Source organism: Microbispora hainanensis, assembly GCF_036186745.1.
In the GTDB taxonomy this organism is placed as follows: Bacteria; Actinomycetota; Actinomycetes; order Streptosporangiales; family Streptosporangiaceae; genus Microbispora.
Genome location: NZ_CP108086.1, coordinates 2,744,558 through 2,765,295, shown reverse-complemented (window position 1 = coordinate 2,765,295; position 20,738 = coordinate 2,744,558). Strand labels below are relative to the sequence as shown.

The following is a 20,738-nucleotide window of genomic DNA, read 5'->3' as shown; positions in this document are numbered from 1 at the left end:
CCTCTCGCCGAGGAGCGGCCCATCGCCGTTTCCGGCCATGAGATATCCGGCCGTACGGTTTGCGGCCGTGAGGTTCTCGGCCCGTGAGTTTTTCCGGCCCGTGAGCTTTGCGGGCCGTGAGGCTTCCGGGCCGTGAGCTTCGCGGGCCGTAAGGCGGAGTTTCCCCGCCCTGGCCTTATCGCCGAGTCCCCTGCCGGGCCCCTTCCGGCGTCGGCCGATTCGCGGCGGTCCAGCGGAGTTCTAACCCTTTCGGACGGGGATCTCCTGCCTCGGGCTTCCGGCCGGAGTCCCCGGCCCTCAGGCGGACAGACGGGCGCGTACGGCCTGGGCGACCCGGCCGCCCTCGGCGCGGCCCGCGACCTTCGGGTTCAGGATCTTCATGACCTGGCCCATGGCCTTGGGGCCCTCCGCGCCGCTCTCGGCGATCGCCGCGTCGACGAGCGCGTTCAGCTCGTCGTCGCTGAGCTGGGCGGGAAGGTACTCCTCCAGCACCGCCTGCTCGTCCAGCTCCGCCTGGGCCTGCTCCGCCCGCCCGGCGCCCGCGAACGCCTCGGAGGCCTCCCGGCGCTTCTTGGCCTCGCGGGTCAGCACCTTGATCACCTCGTCGTCGGAGAGCTCGCGAGCCTCCTTGCCGGCGACCTCCTCGACGTTGACGGCGGCCAGAGCCATCCGGATGGTCCGGACCCGAACCTCGTCACGGGCCTTCATCGAGGCCGCGAGGTCGGCCTTCAGCTTGTCCTTCAACGCACTCATGCGTCCATCTTGCCGTGCTCGGGCTCCCGTCTTCGCCAGGTTATGCGGGAGGCGGGCCATACGTCGGGCATCATGGCTGTGTGAGGAAAGCAGCCGCGATTCCCCTGTCCGTGCTCGGCCTCGGCATTGCCGGTGTCGGCTACGCCTCGGTGATCGAACGAAACTGGTTCCGGCTGCGCCGGTTCGATGTCCCCGTCCTGGCCCCGGGTCAGCGGCCGGTCCGGATCCTGCAGATCTCCGACCTGCACCTCACGCCCCGGCGCCACCGGCTGATCTCATGGGTACGGTCGCTGGCCGCGCTCAACCCCGACCTCGTCGTCAACACCGGCGACACGCTGGCGCACCCCGACGCCGTCGAGTCGTACATGTACGCCGTGGAGCCCCTGCTCGACCGGCCGGGTCTGTTCGTCTACGGCTCCAACGACCTCTACGCCCCTCGGCCGAAGAACCCCGCCCGCTACCTGTGGCGTACGTCCAAGGGGGACTCCCGGCAGCACGTGCCGACCCTGCCGTGGGCCGAGCTGGGCGCCGCGATGCGGGAGGCCGGCTGGCTGGACATGAACAACACCACGGCCCGCCTCAAGGTGGCCGATCTCGACGTCCACGTGGGTGGCATCCACGACTCCCACATCGACAGGGACCGGTACGACGAGATCGCGGGCCAGGCCCCGATGGACGCCGATCTGCGGCTCGGTGTCATGCATTCGCCCGAGCCGCGCAACATGTCCCGCTTCGCCCAGGACGGATATCAGTTGCTGCTGGCCGGGCACACCCACGGCGGACAGCTCTGCATCCCCTTCTACGGCGCTCTGGTGACCAACTGCGGCATCGACCGCGCCCGGGTCAAGGGGCTGAGCAGGCACGAGAGCTCCTGGCTGCACGTGTCTGCCGGGCTCGGCACCTCGCCGTACGCACCCGCGCGATTCGCCTGCCCGCCAGAGGCGACCCTGCTGACGCTCGTCCCCCGCCGCCCCGTCGCGGCGGATGACACAAGCAGCCGCAAAGTCCGCTAGACTTGCCGAGGCGCAGGACGAAAAGTCCAAGCGACCGGGGTGTAGCGCAGCTTGGCAGCGCGCTTCGTTCGGGACGAAGAGGCCGTGGGTTCAAATCCCGCCACCCCGACCAGGTAGTTGCAGGTCAAGGGCCTGATCGCTGGAGACAGTGATCGGGCCCTTGATCGTTTGACCGTCATTTGACCGTCGGTCTGAACGCCGCCAGGGGGCACTGACGGGTTCAAATGAGTTCACCTGGGCACCTTGATCGTCGAATCGGTGCCCGTCTGCCATCTCTGGTGGTTCAAAGCAATGAGCGGCTACTGCGTATGCCGCCGCCTGGTTTTCCTCGCGCGACAGCCGCGGACGATGGCGGCGTCGCCTGAACGTCGGCGCCGACCAAGGCGTCGATCAGGGCGACGGTGCGAGCGGCGGTCCCGAGCCAATCCCACAGGTGTTCCGCGTCGCCCGCGTCGACCCCGATCCTCGCCCGCACTGGATCCCTCCTGACGATCGCCGGCCACTGAGTCGCTTGCCACCGAGAGATTTGGGGTTTCGATTGTGGCGCGGGCATATCGGCGAATTCTCGAGAGTGACCGATCTGATACGTGCTGTGTCGGCGACCCGAAGACCTCAATGGTCCCGGCGGTCACGGTCGTGTACGGCCGGCCGGAGATCGGGGTCGCCCAGCCGGGGACGGTGACGTTCGCCGGAGGATCGCCGCCCGCGTGCAGCACTGCCAGGCGGCGAGTCGGGCCGAGGCGCTGCTCGGTCCATGGGGACCTCGGCGATCGCCGGCGCATGTCACCGATCCCGGTGGCAGAAGCTGAGACCTGAGGTATTCATGGGAAGGCAGCGCGATCGCCACGTCTGCTTACGACGCCGCCCGCTCGACGTCCCCCGTTCGGGGGACATGACTTCGGCAGTTCGTCGGGTCAGGCTGAGTTGGGCCCGAAGCGCGGGCCCGGCCGGATGGAAAAGCCGCTCCGGTCCTTTTTCCCACGACTCCATGAGAAGCGAGGCCGGTATGGGCTGGGCAATCTTCTTCTTCGTCTACCTGGTCATCTCAATCGCCATGGCCAAGCGCTACTACCTGCGTCGTCACGGAGTCCCCGGATCTACGGGCGGCCCTGGAACCGGTACCGCCGGATACATCGGGCTGGCATGGCCGATCACGATCTTCCTCGCGCGGGTCCGTAACCCCAGCCCCTGCTACCACATGGTGCATATAGCGGCGCGCAACAGAGCTCGGGAGATCCTCGCCATGCGTCGCCAGGAAGGATGACGACGCCATTCAGGCGTCCTGCGAGGTGCGCTCTGGCCGTCCTGCGGGCGGCCCCCGATCCCTGCTCGATCACCGGAGCCATCGGTGTGGTCACAGATACTCGCCCCCGCTTTCCCGGCGTGGGTCATGCGTTTCGAAATGTCGACGAGAAGGCCGGACTTCGGACGAGTCATGACAAACACGGCCATGAAGGAGACGGAAGGTATGCGTACCGACCTGGACACCGCGCTGAACAATACATCTCCGGAGGAAAGAGCCCGTCTCACCGGTGAATGCCGCGAGCACCTGTCCTTCCTCGATCAGAGCCTGCCGGCGGGCGAGAAAATCCTCCGGCTGCTCAGGGGGACGAAGGACCGATTCCCCGTCCTGACCGTGCTCACCAACCGGCGGCTCCTCATTATCAGCCAGAGCCTTGACGTGGCCGGCTACGTGCTCACCGACGTGATCCTCTTCGCGATCACTCCCTACCCTCGCTCCCTGATGGACAAGCTCTTCGGCAAGCACGACGACTACAGCATGCTGTACGTGAAGGATGACGCGGGCTATAGCTCGATCGACGTCTGGGCGGAGGACGGCGAGCGCTTCGAGGCCCATTTCCGGCGGGCGCGCAGCCTGGCCAATATGAGCGCCGGGTGAGATACCTGCCGCTCCCCGGTTCGTCACCTTCCACCTGACCGATCCCGGCAGATCTTCAGGTCGCGACCAAGAAACCCACGGGCAATCCTCACCCTTGCCCTGATCGCGATCTCACTGGTCATGCCGGCGCTCTCATATCCCGCACACGCGGGCCTTATGCAAGGAGGAGACGCATGCCACTCGTCTCGCGCCGATTACGTACCTTCGTTGCGACCAGCATGCTGGTGGCAGCGGCAACCCTTGCCCCAGGGGGAGGCACACTGGCCGCGTACGCGACAAGCTCGATCGATCCGCTCTGGAATAGCGGACTGAGCAGCCAGTATCTCAACCTAATGGCTGACGATCGTGGAGTGACCATTCAGACCAGGCTCGCGGTTTACGGTGAGGACCAGACTGTATACCAGCGCTTCGACGCCGACGGTCAGCTGAGCTCAACCATCACAGACAACGCCGACTACAGCGACTCGGCTGCCGACAGCGCCGGTAACATCTTCGAGATTCGCAGTGTCCCGACCGGCGGCGAGCAATCGTCAAGACCTGTGGATCACGAGTTCCTAAGCAGCTGCTGGTGAGGGCTGATCGTCGGGGCGTTCGACGAGCTTGCCGTTGACGAAGGTGGCCCCGGCGCGGACCAGGGCGACGAGGTGGGGTGCGTTGACCGCGCGCCATCGGGCCTGGGCCGACTCGATCAGCTTGAAGGCCATGGCCAGCCCGGCCGCCCGGGATCCGGGGCCTTTGGTGACCTTGGTGCGGTGCCGGACGGTGGCGAACGTCGACTCGATGGGGTTGGTCGTGCGCAGATGCACCCAATGCTCGGCTGGGAAGTCGTAGAAGGCCAGCAGTTCGTCCACGTCGTCGACGACCTTGGCCACGGCCTTGCCGTACTTGGCCCCGTAAGCGGCCTGGAACGCCTTCACCGCCGCCAGGGCGTGGTCTTTGTCCTCGGCGTTCCAGATCTCCGCCAACGCCTTCTTCGCGCCGCTCTGTGCGGACTTCGGCATGGCTCCCAGCACGTTGGCGATTTTGTGAAACCAGCACTTTTGAGCCCTGGCCTGCGGGAACACCTCACCGAGGGCGGCCCAGAACCCCAGTGCGCCGTCCCCGACGGCCAGCACCGGCGCGCGCATCCCCCGCCGTTTGCAATCGCGCAGCAGGTCGGCCCACGACTCGGTCGACTCGCGGTAGCCGTCGGACAGCGCGATGAGTTCCTTGCGGCCGTCGGCGCGCACGCCGATCATCACCAGCAGGCACAAACGGTGTTCCTCCAGGCGGACGTTGACGTGCACGCCGTCGGCCCACAGGTAGACGTAGTCCACGCCCGACAGGTCACGGTCGGCGAAGGCGCGCTGTTCGGCCTTCCACTGCTCGGTCAGCTTCGTGATGACCGGCGCCGACAGGCCGGCGGCCGAGCCGAGGAACTGCCCCAGCGCTGGGACGAAGTCACCGGAGGACAGGCCGTGCAGGTAGAGAAGTGGCAGCACTTCGGTGATCTTCGGTGTCTTGCGCGCCCAGGGCGGCAGGATCGCCGAGGAGAAGCGCTTGCGCTCGCCGGTGACCTCATCGACGCGCCTGTCGTTGACCCTGGGCGCCTTGACCTCGATCGCGCCGGCCGCGGTGAGCACCTCGCGCGCCTGGTGGTAGCCGTTACGCACGACCAGACGGCGCCCATCGTCGTCACGCTGATCGGAGAACTGGGCGATATAGGCGTCGACTTCGGCTTTGAGCGCTTCGGCGAGCATCCTGCGGGCGCCTTCCCGGACGATCTCGTCGATCAGGGAGGAGGAGACCGGGGCGTCTGCGGTACGGCGGTCGCCGTCAGCGGGGTCAGGGACTACGGTGAGCACGGGTGTGCCTTCCCGACCGACGTTGGCGCGTCGGTCATGCATGAGACCTACATGATCATCGGGAAGGTACACCCCTTCCCTGAAGATCCACAGGTTCTAAGCATTGCTCCCGGCGGCACCGTGGCCTCGCTACTACGGCTGCGCACCGCTGCCGCCATTAAATGGAGTGCCGCACTCCCGGAAGGTCACTACGGCATCTCCCTCGGGAACGACCACGTATACGTGCTGGAGACCGACAGCTCAGGGCGCAACGGCCAAGCCATTCATGTCTACAAGGCGGACACCGGCGACCTTCTTCGTACCGCGCGCTTTCCAACCGGCTTCCACACCCAGAGGCTCATGCCCTTCGACGGCGGAGTGTTCGCGGTTGACACGGGAACGGCCGTCGCGTACATGAGCGCAGATGGTCGGACCGTCACCACCCACACGGTGCCGGAGAACTATATCGGTGAAGAAGCCGCAGTCACCGCAGACGGGAGGGCTTACGCCCTTGTAAGTGCCCGAGATGACAGGAATCGGACGAGTATCGCGGCCTTCTCTCCTGACAACGGCATGAACTGGATCAAGCTGTTGCCGGACGTCATGCAAAGTGTTGGCTTCACCGATCCCCTTGTCGCCACCACCGCTGACGGCGGCGCCCTGGTCGCAGGCAGTTCCGCGGGATGGACAGATGGCATGGCCTCCGCAGTGACCAAATTCGCGCCCGATGGCGGCAATTCGTGGACCAGACACTCGCTCAGTGGCAACGTGGTCGCGCTTCACGGTACCAGTAACGGCCGCTTCATCGTGGGTGCCGCTGACGGCTCCAGCTGCGACAGCTCCTCCCCATGGGGTTGTGTTCAGCTCGTCTTTGCTACATATGATCAGAAAACGGGAGACAAAGTCTCCACCATCGCCCAGGTGGGCGGGGCCGACAGCACCGAGTATTACGCCTTCACGGGCAGCTTGGCGGTCGAAGGCGACCGCTTCTATGCCTCAACCAGACGCGTGGACGGGAAGGAGTACGGCCATGGCAGCGTTCTCGCCTTCGCGGGCTCCGACCTCGGCCGCACGTATCCCGAAGACGCAGTCCGAGCAACAGTCACCGTAGATCCCGGTCCTACCCCATACCCGGCGCGAGCCAAGATAACGTCGGTGACCTCGGCCGTCACGCCCAGTACCCCCCGGTGGAACCTCGACCTGTCGATTGGGCTGCAGCAGGTGCCCTGGAGCAATCGTCAAGACCTGTGGATCACGAGTTCCTAAGCAGCTGCTGGTGAGGGCTGATCGTCGGGGCGTTCGACGAGCTTGCCGTTGACGAAGGTGGCCCCGGCGCGGACCAGGGCGACGAGGTGGGGTGCGTTGACCGCGCGCCAGCGGGCCTGGGCTGACTCGATCAGCTTGAACGCCATGGCCAGCCCGGCCGCCCGTGAACCGGGGCCTTTGGTGACCTTGGTGCGGTGCCGCACGGTGGCGAACGTCGACTCGATGGGGTTGGTCGTGCGCAGATGCACCCAATGCTCGGCTGGGAAGTCGTAGAACGCTAGCAACTCGTCCACGTCGTCGACGACCTTGGCCACGGCCTTGCCGTACTTGGCCCCGTAAGCGGCCTGGAACGCCTTCACCGCCGCCAGGGCGTGGTCTTTGTCCTCGGCGTTCCAGATCTCCGCCAACGCCTTCTTCGCGCCGCTCTGTGCGGACTTCGGCATGGCTCCCAGCACGTTGGCGATTTTGTGAAACCAGCACCTTTGAGCCCTGGCCCGCGGGAACACCTCACCGAGGGCGGCCCAGAACCCCAGTGCGCCGTCCCCGACGGCCAGCACCGGCGCGCGCATCCCCCGCCGTTTGCAATCGCGCAGCAGGTCGGCCCACGACTCGGTCGACTCGCGGTAGCCGTCGGACAGCGCGATGAGCTCCTTACGGCCGTCGGCGCGCACGCCGATCATCACCAGCAGGCACAAACGGTGCTCCTCCAGGCGGACGTTGACGTGCACCCCGTCGGCCCACAGGTAGACGTAGTCCACGCCCGACAGGTCACGGTCGGCGAAGGCACGCTGCTCGGCCTTCCACTGCTCGGTCAGCTTCGTGATGACCGGCGCCGACAGGCCGGCCGCCGAGCCGAGGAACTGCCCCAGCGCTGGGACGAAGTCACCGGAGGACAGGCCGTGCAGGTAGAGAAGTGGCAGCACCTCGGTGATCTTCGGTGTCTTGCGCGCCCAGGGCGGCAGGATCGCCGAGGAGAAGCGCTTGCGCTCGCCGGTGACCTCATCGACGCGCCTGTCGTTGACCCTGGGCGCCTTGACCTCGATCGCGCCGGCCGCGGTCAGCACCTCGCGCGCCTGGTGGTAGCCGTTACGCACCACCAGACGGCGCCCATCGTCGTCACGCTGATCGGAGAACTGGGCGATATAGGCATCGACCTCGGCTTTGAGCGCTTCGGCGAGCATCCTGCGGGCGCCTTCCCGGACGATCTCGTCGATCAGGGAGGAGGAGACCGGGGCGTCTGCGGTACGGCGGTCGCCGTCAGCGGGGTCAGGGACTACGGTGAGCACGGGTGTGCCTTCCCGACCGACGTTGGCGCGTCGGTCATGCATGAGACCTACATGATCATCGGGAAGGTACACCCTGAACCGCGCCGAGTTTCGTGGAGGCCGGGTTAGCTGGCTGGGGTGAGGATAGCCGTGGCGGTTTGTGTTCGGTAGTGGGTCTCGAATTCGGCTGGTGGGAGGTCGTTGCAGGCGCTGTGGAGGCGCCGGTTGTTGTACCAGTCGACCCATTCCATGGTGGCGATCTCGACGTCGTCCAGGCCGTTCCACGGGCCGCGCCGGTGGATCAGCTCGGTTTTGTACAGCCCGATGGTGCTTTCGGCCAGGGCGTTGTCATAGCTGTCCCCACGGGAGCCGACCGAGCAGACCGCCCCGGCACCCGACAGGCGCTCGGTGTAGCGAATCGACAGATACTGGCAGCCGCGGTCGGAGTGGTGCACCAGCCCTTCCAGCCGCCGTCCGTCTCCGCGACGCCAGATGGCCATCTCCAGCGCGTCCAGCGCCAGGTCGGTGCGCAGATGATCGGCCAGACGCCAGCCGACGATCATCCGCGAGAACGCGTCGATCACCAGCGCCGCGTACACGAACCCCGACGCGGTGGGGATGTAGGTCAGGTCGGCGACCCACAACCGGTTCGGGGCGGGGGCGGTGAAGTCGCGTTTGACCAGGTCTTCGGTCCGCTCGGTGAGGGCTTCGGAGATCGTTGTCGTGGGCCGCTTGTGATCCCCGCGCACCGCCCCGGCAAGCCCCAGGCGCTTCATCAGCCGGGCCACGGTGCACCGCGCCACGCGGGTGCCGCGCCGGTTGAGCTCTTTCCACATCTTGCGCACGCCATACACCTCGAAGTTCTCGTTCCACACCGTGGTGATCTCGGCCATGAGCTGGGCGTCCCGCACCGCCCTCGCGGAGGGCGGGCGGGACTTGGCCGCGTAGTACGTCGACGTCGCCACCTGCAACACTTGGCAGATCGGCTCGACGCCGAAAGCGCCGCGGTGAGCGTCGATGAAGGCAACTACCTGGGCGGCCGTGGGTCGAGTTCGGCCGCGAAAAAGCGGCCGCGGCCTTGAGGATCTCGTTGGCGCGGCGCAGCTCGCGCACCTCACGCTCCAGCTCGGCGATCCGCTGCGCATCAGCGGTCGAGGTGCCGGGACGCTGTCCCTCGTCGATCTCGGCCTGGCGCACCCACCCGCGCAGCGCCTCGCGGTGAACACCGAGCTGATCGGCCACCCGGGCGATCGCGCCGGGGGCACCGCCGGTCTGCCGGCGAACCTCAAACACCATCCGGACCGCGCGCTCTCGAAGCTCTTGGGGATACTTCCTCGGGGCTGGCATCGTGACGTGATTCTCCCTTCCGCCAGCAGATGATGCTGGCTTCAGGGCCTCCACGAAAGTCGGAGTGGTTCAACCGCGAGGAGACGAGGGTGTCCCCGACGACCGCCGCGTTGGTCCACGACTACGTTCTGGGAGAACTGGTTGACCATTTCGACTTCGACCTCAGTGGCATCGCCGCTCCCCAGTCAGTCGCCCGACAGCAGGCACGGACTGCACTGTCTGGCCGTGCCAGTAGGGAGCAGATCGACGACGCGGTGCTCGTGGCCGACGAATTGGTCGGCAACGCCCTACAGCACGGTTACGGAGTCGTCTCCATGACCTTGGACGTCTACGAGAAAGGCGTCACGGTAAGCGTCCTCGACCGCGGAACTGACATCAGTGCAATCCCGACGGCTCCATCGGTGGACCAAGTTGGCAATGTCGAAAACGAGGGCGGTCGCGGCCTGTTCCTGGTCGCGCAGTTCGCGACTGCCTGGATGGTCCAGGCGGTTCAAGGGGGAAAAGCCGTCGTGGCCGTTTTCGACCTGACCGGCAGTGCCCTGTGACGCAGGCGTCCTACCGGCCGCCGCGATACCTGCCGCGGCGTGACCACACGTCCCTTGTGTGTCCGCCGCGCAGCCGCCGAGCAGCGCTTGGCGCGACAGCCGTCCGCAACTGCGGAAACGATCACGCTTTCGTGACGGACTACGCCGCGCGGTGGAGCGTCCCGAACATCTCAGGCCTTACATCACGTGGCTTGATGCGAGCAGGAGAACCATGAGCGAGCAAAGCACCGCTGCCATCTCGATACGGGAAACCGGCCTGATCGTCGCGGAACTGTTCGGCCCCACATTCCAGGGCGAAGGGCCCAGCCTCGGCACGCGGGCGGCCTTCCTCCGCCTTTCTCGGTGCAACCTGACCTGTAGCGGGCGGATGCCGTGCGACACCCCCTACACCTGGGACAACGTCCGATACGACCTGCGCAACGAGTCGTCGCGGCGCAGCGTCATGGAGGTGGGAGACGAACTGCTGCTTCTGGATACGCCGCTCGTGGTGATCACCGGCGGGGAACCACTGATCCAGCAGAGGAAGCTCGTCCCGTTGGTGCGCCGCCTGGTCGACGCCGGCCGCCGAGTGGAGTTCGAGACGAATGGCACATTCGCGCCGCTCTCCGGACTCCTCATCGACGGTGTCCGCTTCAATGTCTCGCCCAAGCTGTCCAACGCCAGCGTGCCACAGAGAGTGCGCATCGTCCCCGAGGCGTTGACCGCCCTGGCCGAAAGCGGTCGCTCGACCTTCAAGTTCGTCGCTACCGACAGGTCGGACCTGGACGAGATCGAGGATCTGGTGCAGCGCTACGGGCTGACTCCGGTGTACGTGATGCCGGAGGGCACGACTCCCGACGCGGTCATCTCTCGGGCCCGCGAGCTGGCCGACGACGTAATCGCCCGCGGCTGGTCGATGACCCAACGCCTTCACGTACTGCTGTGGGGTGACAAGCGAGGCCGCTGACCTTGTGGATGAACCTTCTTCGACAGAACCGCAGGTCAGGTGCGCTCTCACGTCATTTCCCGAGAACCCACAACCAGCAGTCACCTGGCTTGCGGTCCCCAGCCGCTCATATCGCCGAAACTCACGTTCAGGGGGAGTCCATGGACTTCAGCTCGGTATCGCTCCCGCCGGGCAAGCACACCATCGGCAAGTTGTTCGACTTCGAGGCCGGGCACCGGCTCCCCAGCCTCGCGCCGGAGCACAAGTGCTCGCGGCAGCACGGGCACAGCTACGAGGTCGAGTTGATCCTCACTGCGGCGGTCCTGGAAGGCCCAGGCTTCGTCACCGACTTCGGGGACCTCGCGCCGTTCAGAAGGTTCCTGGATACCGAGCTTGACCACCACAACCTGCACGAGATCATGCCCGTCGAGCCGACTTCTGAGCATCTGGCTCAGTTCTTGGCTGGCTGGTTCATCCAGAACGTCGAGCCGGGTATCCCCGGCCGACTGGTCGCCGTCCAGGTCCGGGAGACGGAGCACAGCTGGGCTCGCTTCGACGTGGAGGAGCGATGAGCGCCCACCCCATGTTCAATTCCCCCACCATTGCAACCGAGGCGACGTCCATGACGAACGCCGTCTACGGTTCCACGCCCGGTCAAAGTGCGACCGTGCCAGCACAGCCTGGCCCTGCAGCGCCGAGACCGGTCGACACCAAGCGCGTCACCGAGCTGATCGGCCAACTGCTGGCCGCGCTCGGCGAGGACCCCGAGCGGGAGGGCCTGGTCGACACGCCGGCCCGGGTCGCGTCCTGGTGGAGCTCATTCTTGATGCCCGAGCCCTGTGCCATGGTCACGTCCTTCACGGAGACCCGCCTCAGCGCTCAGCTCGTCGTGGTTGGCGGCATGAGCGTGTGGTCCCTGTGCGAGCATCACCTGCTGCCCATGAACCTGGAGGTCGCGATCGGTTACCTGCCGGACGGTGAGGTGATCGGGCTGTCGAAGTTCGGGCGGATCGCTCAGCACTACGCCGGACGGCTCCAGGTGCAGGAGCGGTTCACCCGGCAGGTCGCCAAGGAGATCGCCCGCGTGGTCGGCGGCAAAGATGTGGCGGTCGCCGTCCGCGGAACCCACTTGTGCATGAGTATGCGAGGGGTGCGGATGGAAGCCGCCCGCACCACCACCCTGCAGGTCGGCGGCCTTTTCAAGCACGATCCGGTCCTCTCCCAGCAATTCCTCACCATCGCCTCGGGGCAGCGGGGAGCGGTGTGATGGCCAAGACCATCGACTTTTCGGTGATCGCGCCGCCCGAATACTTGGAGATGTTCGTCGCCCAGGAGCCGGCCCGCGTGCACCATGTGGCCGCCCAGCGCGTCTTGTCCGACTCCACCTATCGGGCGTTCTTCCGTCGGGAGGCCGAACGTGGCGCGGAGATCATCGTCGACAATGGCGTCTTCGATCTCGGCCACGCTCTGCCGGCCGCCGATCTGGTTGCGGCTGCTTGCGCGGTCGGCGCCCGCGAGATCATCCTTCCGGACGTCATGCGGGACGGAGCCGCGACTATCAAGGCCAGCGACGAGGCCGCTCGTGAGATCCACGATATGAGCGATGAGTTCCGCCTGTGCGCAGTACTGCACGCGGCGGACGACGAAGAGTGGCTGCGCTGCTACGACCACTTCGTCTCCAGCGACTACGTTGGCGCGATCGCACTGCCCGCTTCCCGGCATCCCGCTCCCGAGGAGCAGTTGTGCCGTACGCGGTGGACAGCCACCCGCTACCTGGAGGACCGTGGCATGGTCGACGAGCGGATCGTCTACCGGCTGCTGGGCCTCGGCCGAACCGGACATCTGGAGCTGGTCGAACAGCGCGAGCATGAGTGGATTGCCTCCGTCGACGGCGCCGCCCCAGTCGTGCTCGGCGCGCTGGGCATCGCGATGCTCCTCGACGGGCCGTATGAGAAGCCCAAGACTCCGCGCATCGAACACCTCGGGCCGATCCCGGAGGAGCGGTTCGACCTGATCCGGCGGAACATCGCCGTCGTCCGATCGGCAGCGGGCAGCAGTGTGCGGATCCCGGAGGCTCGCTCATGAGCCTCGCGCCCGACCAGATGCTCGCCGGCAGCACCAGTGCGGTTCTGCCCGCGGCGCCGATCAATGTGGACGGGCACACGATGAGCCCGGGCCGCCTGCTGCGCTACCTGCAGATCAAGGTCCACCACCTCGTTCAGGAACAGTCCTGGGACAACATCCGGGTCATTGGCGGATATGACCGCCGAGCGGAGATCTCCCGGTACGAGAAGGACGGCAAGCTCTTCAACTGGGAGCGCCCCACGGCAGAGGCCCACGGCCGAGACCTGCTGGTCAAGGCGTTCCCCGGCACCGACTACATCCACCACTACGGGCTGATCATTGCGACGTACCTCGCGATGACCGGTCGTCCCACTGACAACGTCACATACCAACTGCCCGACCCAGCTCTGTGCCGTGCGGCCGTCGCGCAGCTCAACCTCGGGCTCGACGGCGACCTGGTCATCGTCGGTTGGGCGCTGGAGCATCTGGCACCTGCCGACGCGGTATGGACGCACGGGCCGGGCTATGCCTGGCACCGGGCCACGATGCACGGCCGTCGTGTGGTCTACCTCGGCTTCCGGCACAGTATCTGGGGCGACGTTGCCGGCCGCGTGGTCCACCGACTGGCCGAGCTCGGGGCCAGCGACCTTGTCTACGTGGGCAAGGTCGGCGCTCTGGCACCCCAGATCGAGCCCAACACGATGCTCGCGACCGGCAATGCCAGCCTCGTCGACGGTGAGCTCGTCACGTGGAACGACTTCTTCGGCGACTTCGCCGTCGCCCAGCCCGGTGTGCACACGGGCCTCCACGTGACTTCCCCATCGATCCTGCTGGAGAACCGCGACTGGCTGGCCAGGCACGCCGAGCACGCCTTCGTGGATCCCGAGATCGGCTCGATGGGGGCGGCTGCGCGCAACGCGGGGATTGGCTTCGGCTACCTCCACGTCATCTCCAACAACCTCGCCCGCCACTACCCCGCGGACCTGTCGAATGAGCGTCACGGTGACGTCGTCCGGCGGCGCGCCCTCTTGGTCGGCCGCATCCGCGACATCCTCACGAACCGGCTGGCAGCCCGCCTCATCTGAAACGGAGGGATACGACCATGACGGTCGCAGCACACCCTGCCACCCACGGGGCCGCCCGCGGGCGGCAGATCACGGTCACCGGCATCGACGGGGCGGGCAAGTCCACTCTCGCCGCTCGCCTGCACCTTGCCCTGCTCGACACCGGCCACCCGGCCATCCTCGTCGGCAAGCACACCACCGACGTCCCCATGGACCCTGATCTGTCCGCCTATCTGGACCGGCTCAACGAACTCGTCTACCGCCGCGACGTGCGGGTCGCCCAGGCCTGCGGCGACCACTACTGGCTGCTGGCGCTGGCTGCCTGGTATTCCCTCCAGGACAAGCTCGTTATCCAGCCCGCGCTGGCCGCCGGTACCCACGTCATTCTCGACAACGCGCACCACAAGATCCTCGCCCGCTACGCGGTCAACCCGGCCGTCTCCACGCACCTCGCCGAGCAGGTTTTCGCCCACCTCACCGAACCCGACCTTGTGATCTTTCTGCGCCTCGGCGCCCGCGAAGCTCTGCGGCGCAAGGGCGAGTTCACCTCGCTGGAGACCGGCCACTCCGGCAGCGGCGACGAGGACTTCATCCGCTACCAGGACACCGTCCTGGCCCAACTGAACGAACAGGAACAACGCGGCAACTGGCTGTCCCTGGACGTCACCGACATGGACCGCGACACCGTGTTCAAGACCGTAGCCGACGCCCTTGCCGGCCGCCTCGAGCTCGCCATCTGAACCACCCTCACCCCACGACGAGGAACACATCGTGCCAGTGCCTTTATTCGAAGCCGCCGAGTACGTGTGCCACGGCGTCACGTGGGCGACCGGCGATCCCCGGCTGCTGCTCGCTCCGCTTCCCGGTGGGTCGCTGGCGTACGCCGAGTTCATGGGCCAGCGCCTCGGCTTCCGGGTGGCCGTTGCCGGCCGTTGGTGCACGGGTCGGTACCAGTTCGCCGGGTCCGTCCGTGTGGAGGCCCTTGCCTGCCCCGACCGCGCGCCTGCAGAGCAGAGCGGGCAGTGCGCCCGGTGCGCTCGGCAGGACGATTTCCGCTTCGCCCACCAGTTCCATCAGGGCGGCCACGCCCCTGAGGCGCTCGTCCGCTACATGGCCCAGCCGCATTGGCTGTACCTGGCGACCTTCGCCGACGGAGCGACCAAGGTCGGCACCGCCGCCGAGCCACGCAAGCGCTCCCGCCTCGACGAACAGGGCGCACTTTTCGCTACCTACGTGACCAAGAGCCCCGACGGCCGCGCCGTTCGCTATCTCGAAGACGCGCTCGCCCGCCGCCTGCAACTGCCGCAGATCGTACGGGCCGCGGCCAAGCTCCAAGCCCTGACCGGCCTGATCGACCTGGCTGCCGCCCGCACTGCCCATGAGGAGCATGTCGCGCGCGCCGCCGACGCGCTCACTGATATGAACGCTCCGCTGGTGCTGGAGGCATGGACCCCGCCAGCCGAAGGGGACCTCCTTCGCACGGGCAGGAGTAAGCGGGCGCTCTATCTGTACGACCTACGGAAAGGTGAGCACGGCTTCGCCACCGTCTCCTGCATCGGTTCACAGATCCTCGCCGTCCTCGACCGAGACGAGGAGATGCACTACGTCCTCGACCTCGGCGCGCTCACCGGCCGCCGCATCGTCCTCGGCCCGTTCTCCTCCCCGAGTGCCGCGGTCCAGGCTTTCCTGTTCTGAACCTCGGCCCCGCGACCGAGCGCGACTCTTCTCCCCAAAGCGAGGTACAGCATGGCACCCCAGGACGCCCTTCTCGGCTGGGACGAAGACACCACCGCGGAGGCGTACGCCGCCTTCACCCGCGACTTCCCCATGTACGGCGCTACCAGCCGCGACCTGGCCCGGCGCGCAGGCCTCTCCGTCAGCCGCCTGGTGGTCGACCTGTGCGGCGGAGCCGGCGCCACTGCCGAGGCGGTCCTCGCCCTGGTCCCAGCCGAGGCCCGGGTCATCTCCCTGGACAACGCCGCCGCCATGCAGCGAGTTGGTCGCCGTATCGTGACCGACCCGCGCCTGTCATGGGTCACCGCCCAGGCCGAGGAGCTTGCTGAGCACGTCCCCCGCATGGTCGACGCCGTGGTGTGTAACTCGGCGATCTGGAAGACCGACGTCCCGGCCGTGTTCACCGCGGTTCGGAGCGTTCTGCGGCCCGGCGGCCGGTTCGTGTTCAACGTCGGCAGTGGCTTCGCGGGAGTCGCCCACCCGGACGAGAAGACCGCGCACACTGGCCCCTCGCTCACCACACTGATCCACCAGATCGCCGTCCGCGAGTACGGCCACACGCCGCCCCTAGCCATGGAGGCACAACCCAAGCTGTCACTGGAGGCCGCCACCGAGCACCTAGCCGCCGCAGGGCTGACCGTCCTGGACACCGAGGTCACCGCTCAGCACAGCACCATGGCGGAGAAGAAGGCATGGCTCTCGATCCCGATCTTCACCCGGCCCGTCGGCGACTTCACCCACGAGCAGCGCCTGGAGATCCTGGACAAGGCGTATGCCCTGACCACCCCCGAAGCTCCGATCGTGACGAGTTGGCTCGTCGTCGTCGCCCAACGGCCTGGGGAGAAGCCATGACCGCACTGGCTTTCCCCGACACACTTTGCGACCGCACAAGCGTCGGGGTGCTCATCTCCTCGCCGGCCGGACTCCTGATGTTCGAACGGGGGACGCCACCCCCCGGTATCGCCCCCGTTGCCGGTCACATCGACCAGCACGGCAGCCCCGAGCAGGCCGCGATCGCGGAGGTCGCCGAAGAAGTAGGCATGGCAGTCACCCACCTCGACCTGCTGCTGACCGCATGGCGGCTCAACCGGTGCCGTCGCTCGATCAGCGGCGAAGTCGGCCACCGCTGGTGGATCTACCAGGCTCAGACAACCGGTCCACTCCGCCCGTCCGCTCGAGAGGTACGCGCTCCCCGATGGATACACCCTGATCAGCTCCAGCGGTACGCGCAACGCACCGCTGCCTACGCCACCGGGCATATCAGCGAACCGGAGTTCAGGGAGCAACCTGGGCTGACGCCGGTATGGGCCCGCTTCCTGCACGACCTTCGGCTTCTGACGCTGCCATACGACGTCCTCGCCCAGATCGACAAGATCATCTGATGGGTGGTCCGCGACGGGGCTCAGCCCACCTCGCCCAGGTGCTCGGCCGCCAGGCTGCGCACGTGCGTCTGGATACGGTCGCGATCCTCGGGGAAGACGCTCTCCCACTCGTCGCCGAGTTGGAACCACTTCGGCGGCTGGCCGCTCTGTCCGTGGAGCGGGACATCACGGTCGATGATCGCGGCATACGACAGGCCCAGCGTCGGCGACCAGTCCGCACGGTAGGAACGTACGGATACCGCCGCCGGAACTGGCAGCAGCTCAGCCCGCAGACCGGTCTCCTCAGCGAGTTCGCGGGACGCGGCGGCTCGTGGTGTCTCACCTGGCTCGACCTTGCCTCCGGGCGGCACCCAACCGCGCCAGCGATGCCTCACAAGCAGGACGTGCTTGCAGGTGGGGTCGGTCACCCAGACCTCCGCCGCCAGCGGCTCCATTGGCCTTTGACGGGCCCGATCCAGCCAGGCCCGAGCGTCGTCGAACTCCAGTACAGCGAGGCGAGCATCAGCGATCGCCGCGTCCAAGGTCACTTGTCCAGGCACACCGTGAGTCACCCGCCACACCCTATGCCGCCACCCGGCTCGGTCCGTGAATGCGGCCGGATGACCCTCCGGGCGCGCACCGTGTAGGCGGCGAGCGGAAACCAGAGCGACGACATGGAGAGGCACGCTGACGTGCCCGCTCCTGGAGGAGGTACCAGCCATGGACAATGACGCGCAGCCGCGAGGCACCTGGGTCGTCCTGGGAGGAGTCCATCTGCTGAATGGGATCGCGCCCCGCCGCCCGGACGAACCGATCGTCCTGGTCCGGGTGCCTTCGCAGGAGGTCTGCGTCCCGAGCATCACAGTAGTCGTGAGGTGGGACGCGCTTGGTATGTGCCAGGTCACCGCCCTGACCGCAGAAAGCACCCCGCTCGGAGGCGGCCTGATTGAGGGCAGTGCCCTGCTGCCCGACGCCATGGCCGGCGCGGCCCTGCGCGAGATGATCGGCGAGGCCTCCGCTCCTGGTCTGGTACCGCTGTGCTACCTGGCCGAACACCCTGACGGATACCACGCGTACGCGCAGATCCGGTTCCACCCCGAGGACGCCTGCTTCGTCCGCGTCACTCGCGAGCCGGTCGGCGGAGGCTCGGTGGAAGCGCTGCGCTGGCTGGACCCGATGCTGGCCGCACACAGGACGTCGGCGCTCCGGCTCAACAACCACCTGAGGTACTTCCACACCCACTTCGCGGGCACAGAACTGGAGTACAAGTACAACCTGGCGCTGGGCACGGACATCTGGGCGGCCTCGATGGAGCTGCTGAAGGCCCTCCGTTACGGCGAGCTACCCGACTGCCGGCCGGAGTACCGCGACGAATTCCAGATCTACTCCTTCGAGAACCATCTATTCGAGGTCACAGCCCCCGCTGCGGAACGCGGCTACGCGTCTTTCATCCCCACTGTCGACGGGAAGCACGTGCTGAAGCGCAAGTGGTATGCGGAGGACGCCTTCGCACGCCGTGAGCAGCTGTACGCCGACATCGAGGTTGCTCCAGACGGCTTCGGAGAGTACCTGGGCTCAAGGCTCGGCCTCCAGGTGCAGGCCATGCCGCCCTTCCGGCGCGTCCGCTACGACGTCCAGTGCGAGTCGATGCGCACCGGCCACGTCTATGGCATCTTCTTCGATCACTGCTCCCTTATGGCGGCACCCGAGGTGGTCCTGTCGCAGTGTGAGCTGGAGTACCGGCGCTCGCGGAGCCTTCTGGAGCATGACGAAGATGAGGTACTGCGGGAGATGGAACGCATCGACCGCTGGCTCTCGGACCACCTTGCGACAAGCGGCTTGGCAGAACAGCACACGTTCTACTCCAAGCTGAGCTTCTTACGCGACACCGTCACCGCCCGACCTGAGCTGGCCCCTAAATCAACAACGACCCGCTGATCCGCCTGCAAATTGCCCCGTTGCGGGAAGTGCGAGTACATGGGCAAGGGCACCACGGCTGGCTGCCGCCCCACAAACGTATTCACTTCCGTGCACACTGGCCAGCTCAGGAAAGCGCGCCTTAATTCAGCTACAAGGTGACGTAGGTGCGATTGAGTCGGAGCTCTACGTAGCGCTCTTTCAGGAGAGGTGCGAAGTCACTAGGTTTGCGCATCTTGGATAAGTCATTGCCGGTCAGGACGAGGATTCTGATGCCGTTGTTCAGAAAGCCATGAATCGCGTTATGCGCGCTTTCGAGGCCTTCCCCAGATAGGCCCTTGCGGGCCACGAGCAGGCCGTCTGACCCGCCCGTTGCCTGGATCTTTCCAGCAAAATCTCGGATCTGGCTGGCCGAAGCCTTTCCGTTTTCGTTCTTGCACTCGATCGGGACGAGTGGATCGATGAAAGGTATGACGGGCCGCCTGTCATGGGATATCCACAAATCAATTTCCGCACTCTTGGGCATGTCCAATTTGTTGCGATCAACGACCGTGAATCCAGGGGCCGCACTGATCACCAGCTCCATGACCTGCTGCAGACGCATTCCCTTGCCGGTGGTGTTGGGCGCTTGATCCAGCTGGCTAAGGGCAAACTGTAGACGCGCCGCAAAGGTCATACTCATGACTGGCTGAGCACCAGCCTGTCGCGGGTTTCCACCATAAGCTTGCGGAATTGGCGCTTGCTGTAGTGCGCCAGTTGGTGGATCCCGATACTGACGACGATGGCGTCGTTGCCGATCTCCCATTCCGGCTCACCATCATCGTGGATGAAGATGCCGAAAAGCAGATCCAGGTCGAACATGCTTTCCTGCAGGTCGAATTTTTGTATTTCATTGCGGCCGTACTTCACAAGGACGGGGTTGAAGCTGGGGGAGCCGAGCGCGTCAACCCAGATCGCCGCATCCCAAGGCCTGGGTGGCGGAGCCAGTACTGCTCTGCTGGAGGCATCGCTGGGAACCTCCAGGGCCCGATTCCCGAGATCCTGAACAAGCCAGACTCCGAATTTTCGCTCTAGAAATGAACCGGAATCCTCCCTTGCCTGGACCACGAGTTGACTGAGGCTTGCCTCGGAGTAGTCGACGAGCGCACTCGCAGGCTCAAATCTTTCTAAGTCATTTCCAGGGGGGACTCGAGTGGGCTCTAATTGTTCTATATCTACGCCGTAGCCGGGTTCCTTGGCTCGTGCGGACCGAACTTGGGCTGCAACCGCCTTCTCAAAATCTCTCTCATAGTCGCTGACCAGGAGTTGGACCGTCGCGCGAAGTCGCTTACCGATGGCCTCAGGGTCACCGTCAGCGAAGACCACGGGAAGGTTATGCAGAGCTGCGGGCCAATCTGCCGTGATCACTCGATCGGCGGCCAGAAGAAGCACCGGCCTCGTGGTGCGGGACACCTCCGCGATTGTTGATATGACCTCGGCAGGGGGTCGCTGGCCCAGGATAGAGACAATGATCAACTTGTGGCCGGCGAGCCTCTCCAACAGAGGGCGTGTGCGCGCTATGTCACTACCGACGTACTTGACCGTGAACGGTATGTCCACATATGCAAGCACATGGCGCAGAAGCTGCACATCTTCGGGCCCCTCTACTAGCAGGCACGCGCCAGGCGACGTTGGGTGATCGACCTCTCCCACGCCGCCATTATGCCCGCTATGCGGAGGATGCTGGGCATTCGCGACCTCAACTTAGGAAGGGGGATTCAC

Annotated in this window: 23 protein-coding genes and 1 tRNA gene; 17 read left to right on the top strand and 7 right to left on the bottom strand. The window is 66.1% G+C overall.

Annotation, left to right across the window (positions count from 1 at the left end):
• Positions 1-297: 297 nt before the first annotated feature.
• On the bottom strand, positions 298-753 hold the full coding sequence (locus OHB01_RS12900; protein WP_079313711.1) for a GatB/YqeY domain-containing protein: 456 nt from the start codon (positions 751-753) through the stop codon (positions 298-300).
• 80 nt (positions 754-833) lie between these two features.
• Here OHB01_RS12900 and OHB01_RS12895 point away from each other — a divergent pair, with 80 nt between their 5' ends.
• From OHB01_RS12895 to OHB01_RS12875, 5 genes are all read left to right on the top strand, one after another.
• Complete coding sequence (locus tag OHB01_RS12895; protein WP_142647871.1) at positions 834-1,766, top strand: metallophosphoesterase; 933 nt, start codon at positions 834-836, stop codon at positions 1,764-1,766.
• A 35-nt stretch (positions 1,767-1,801) separates the two neighbouring features.
• A tRNA-Pro gene (locus tag OHB01_RS12890) sits at positions 1,802-1,878 on the top strand.
• Positions 1,879-2,772: 894 nt separating this feature from the next.
• Positions 2,773-3,030 (top strand): hypothetical protein, encoded by a 258-nt coding sequence (locus OHB01_RS12885; protein ID WP_328855431.1) that lies wholly within the window; start codon positions 2,773-2,775, stop codon positions 3,028-3,030.
• A gap of 204 nt (positions 3,031-3,234) precedes the next feature.
• Positions 3,235-3,666: a hypothetical protein gene (locus OHB01_RS12880; protein ID WP_328855430.1), complete on the top strand. Its 432-nt coding sequence runs from the start codon at positions 3,235-3,237 to the stop codon at positions 3,664-3,666.
• Positions 3,667-3,839: 173 nt separating this feature from the next.
• Positions 3,840-4,238, top strand: coding sequence for a hypothetical protein (locus OHB01_RS12875; protein ID WP_328855429.1), 399 nt, complete (start codon positions 3,840-3,842; stop codon positions 4,236-4,238).
• Here the strand turns inward: OHB01_RS12875 and OHB01_RS12870 are convergent.
• Complete coding sequence (locus OHB01_RS12870) at positions 4,221-5,510, bottom strand: IS256 family transposase (protein WP_328854460.1); 1,290 nt, start codon at positions 5,508-5,510, stop codon at positions 4,221-4,223. The genes OHB01_RS12875 and OHB01_RS12870 overlap by 18 nt on opposite strands.
• 51 nt (positions 5,511-5,561) lie before the next feature.
• Here OHB01_RS12870 and OHB01_RS12865 point away from each other — a divergent pair, with 51 nt between their 5' ends.
• Complete coding sequence (locus tag OHB01_RS12865) at positions 5,562-6,755, top strand: hypothetical protein (protein ID WP_328855428.1); 1,194 nt, start codon at positions 5,562-5,564, stop codon at positions 6,753-6,755.
• On the opposite strand, the gene OHB01_RS12860 is transcribed toward OHB01_RS12865, so the two are convergent.
• Together OHB01_RS12860 and OHB01_RS12855 are read right to left on the bottom strand one after the other, a co-directional pair.
• Positions 6,752-8,041 (bottom strand): IS256 family transposase, encoded by a 1,290-nt coding sequence (locus OHB01_RS12860; protein WP_328855427.1) that lies wholly within the window; start codon positions 8,039-8,041, stop codon positions 6,752-6,754. The genes OHB01_RS12865 and OHB01_RS12860 overlap by 4 nt on opposite strands.
• 104 nt (positions 8,042-8,145) lie before the next feature.
• Positions 8,146-9,367 (bottom strand): IS3 family transposase gene (locus OHB01_RS12855; RefSeq protein ID WP_328854087.1). Its coding sequence is split into 2 segments (ribosomal slippage): positions 8,146-9,079 and positions 9,078-9,367, totalling 1,224 coding nucleotides; the frame shifts between segments, so codons are not numbered across the junction.
• 89 nt (positions 9,368-9,456) lie between these two features.
• Here OHB01_RS12855 and OHB01_RS12850 point away from each other — a divergent pair.
• From OHB01_RS12850 to OHB01_RS12805, 10 genes are all read left to right on the top strand, one after another.
• Positions 9,457-9,912, top strand: a complete 456-nt coding sequence (locus tag OHB01_RS12850) for an ATP-binding protein (protein ID WP_328855426.1) — start codon at positions 9,457-9,459, stop codon at positions 9,910-9,912.
• A gap of 211 nt (positions 9,913-10,123) precedes the next feature.
• On the top strand, positions 10,124-10,858 hold the full coding sequence (locus OHB01_RS12845) for a 7-carboxy-7-deazaguanine synthase QueE (protein WP_328855425.1): 735 nt from the start codon (positions 10,124-10,126) through the stop codon (positions 10,856-10,858).
• A 140-nt stretch (positions 10,859-10,998) separates the two neighbouring features.
• On the top strand, positions 10,999-11,409 hold the full coding sequence (locus tag OHB01_RS12840) for a 6-carboxytetrahydropterin synthase (RefSeq protein ID WP_328855424.1): 411 nt from the start codon (positions 10,999-11,001) through the stop codon (positions 11,407-11,409).
• The gene (gene folE / locus OHB01_RS12835) at positions 11,406-12,104 is read left to right on the top strand and encodes a GTP cyclohydrolase I (protein WP_328855423.1); all 699 of its coding nucleotides are present in this window, start codon (positions 11,406-11,408) and stop codon (positions 12,102-12,104) included. Before OHB01_RS12840 ends, folE begins: the two co-directional genes overlap by 4 nt.
• On the top strand, positions 12,104-12,922 hold the full coding sequence (locus tag OHB01_RS12830; RefSeq protein WP_328855422.1) for a hypothetical protein: 819 nt from the start codon (positions 12,104-12,106) through the stop codon (positions 12,920-12,922). Before folE ends, OHB01_RS12830 begins: the two co-directional genes overlap by 1 nt.
• Positions 12,919-13,986, top strand: a complete 1,068-nt coding sequence (locus OHB01_RS12825; protein WP_328855421.1) for a hypothetical protein — start codon at positions 12,919-12,921, stop codon at positions 13,984-13,986. The genes OHB01_RS12830 and OHB01_RS12825 overlap by 4 nt, the downstream gene beginning before the upstream one ends.
• A gap of 17 nt (positions 13,987-14,003) precedes the next feature.
• The gene (locus OHB01_RS12820; RefSeq protein WP_328855420.1) at positions 14,004-14,705 is read left to right on the top strand and encodes a dTMP kinase; all 702 of its coding nucleotides are present in this window, start codon (positions 14,004-14,006) and stop codon (positions 14,703-14,705) included.
• A 31-nt stretch (positions 14,706-14,736) separates the two neighbouring features.
• Positions 14,737-15,660, top strand: a complete 924-nt coding sequence (locus OHB01_RS12815) for a DUF2797 domain-containing protein (protein WP_328855419.1) — start codon at positions 14,737-14,739, stop codon at positions 15,658-15,660.
• A 51-nt stretch (positions 15,661-15,711) separates the two neighbouring features.
• A complete protein-coding gene (locus OHB01_RS12810) occupies positions 15,712-16,551 on the top strand; it encodes a class I SAM-dependent methyltransferase (RefSeq protein ID WP_328855418.1) in 840 nt (279 codons plus the stop codon).
• The gene (locus OHB01_RS12805) at positions 16,548-17,081 is read left to right on the top strand and encodes an NUDIX hydrolase (protein ID WP_182886672.1); all 534 of its coding nucleotides are present in this window, start codon (positions 16,548-16,550) and stop codon (positions 17,079-17,081) included. Before OHB01_RS12810 ends, OHB01_RS12805 begins: the two co-directional genes overlap by 4 nt.
• 20 nt (positions 17,082-17,101) lie before the next feature.
• Here the strand turns inward: OHB01_RS12805 and OHB01_RS12800 are convergent, their stop codons facing one another.
• Positions 17,102-17,608, bottom strand: coding sequence for an NUDIX hydrolase (locus OHB01_RS12800; RefSeq protein WP_307800810.1), 507 nt, complete (start codon positions 17,606-17,608; stop codon positions 17,102-17,104).
• Between the two features lie 172 nt (positions 17,609-17,780).
• On the opposite strand from OHB01_RS12800, the gene OHB01_RS12795 reads away from it, so the two are divergent.
• On the top strand, positions 17,781-18,998 hold the full coding sequence (locus OHB01_RS12795) for a hypothetical protein (protein WP_328855417.1): 1,218 nt from the start codon (positions 17,781-17,783) through the stop codon (positions 18,996-18,998).
• Between the two features lie 130 nt (positions 18,999-19,128).
• On the opposite strand, the gene OHB01_RS12790 is transcribed toward OHB01_RS12795, so the two are convergent.
• The gene (locus OHB01_RS12790) at positions 19,129-19,653 is read right to left on the bottom strand and encodes a hypothetical protein (protein ID WP_328855416.1); all 525 of its coding nucleotides are present in this window, start codon (positions 19,651-19,653) and stop codon (positions 19,129-19,131) included.
• A gap of 2 nt (positions 19,654-19,655) precedes the next feature.
• Positions 19,656-20,669, bottom strand: coding sequence for a hypothetical protein (locus OHB01_RS12785; RefSeq protein ID WP_328855415.1), 1,014 nt, complete (start codon positions 20,667-20,669; stop codon positions 19,656-19,658).
• Between the last annotated feature and the right edge of the window lie 69 nt (positions 20,670-20,738).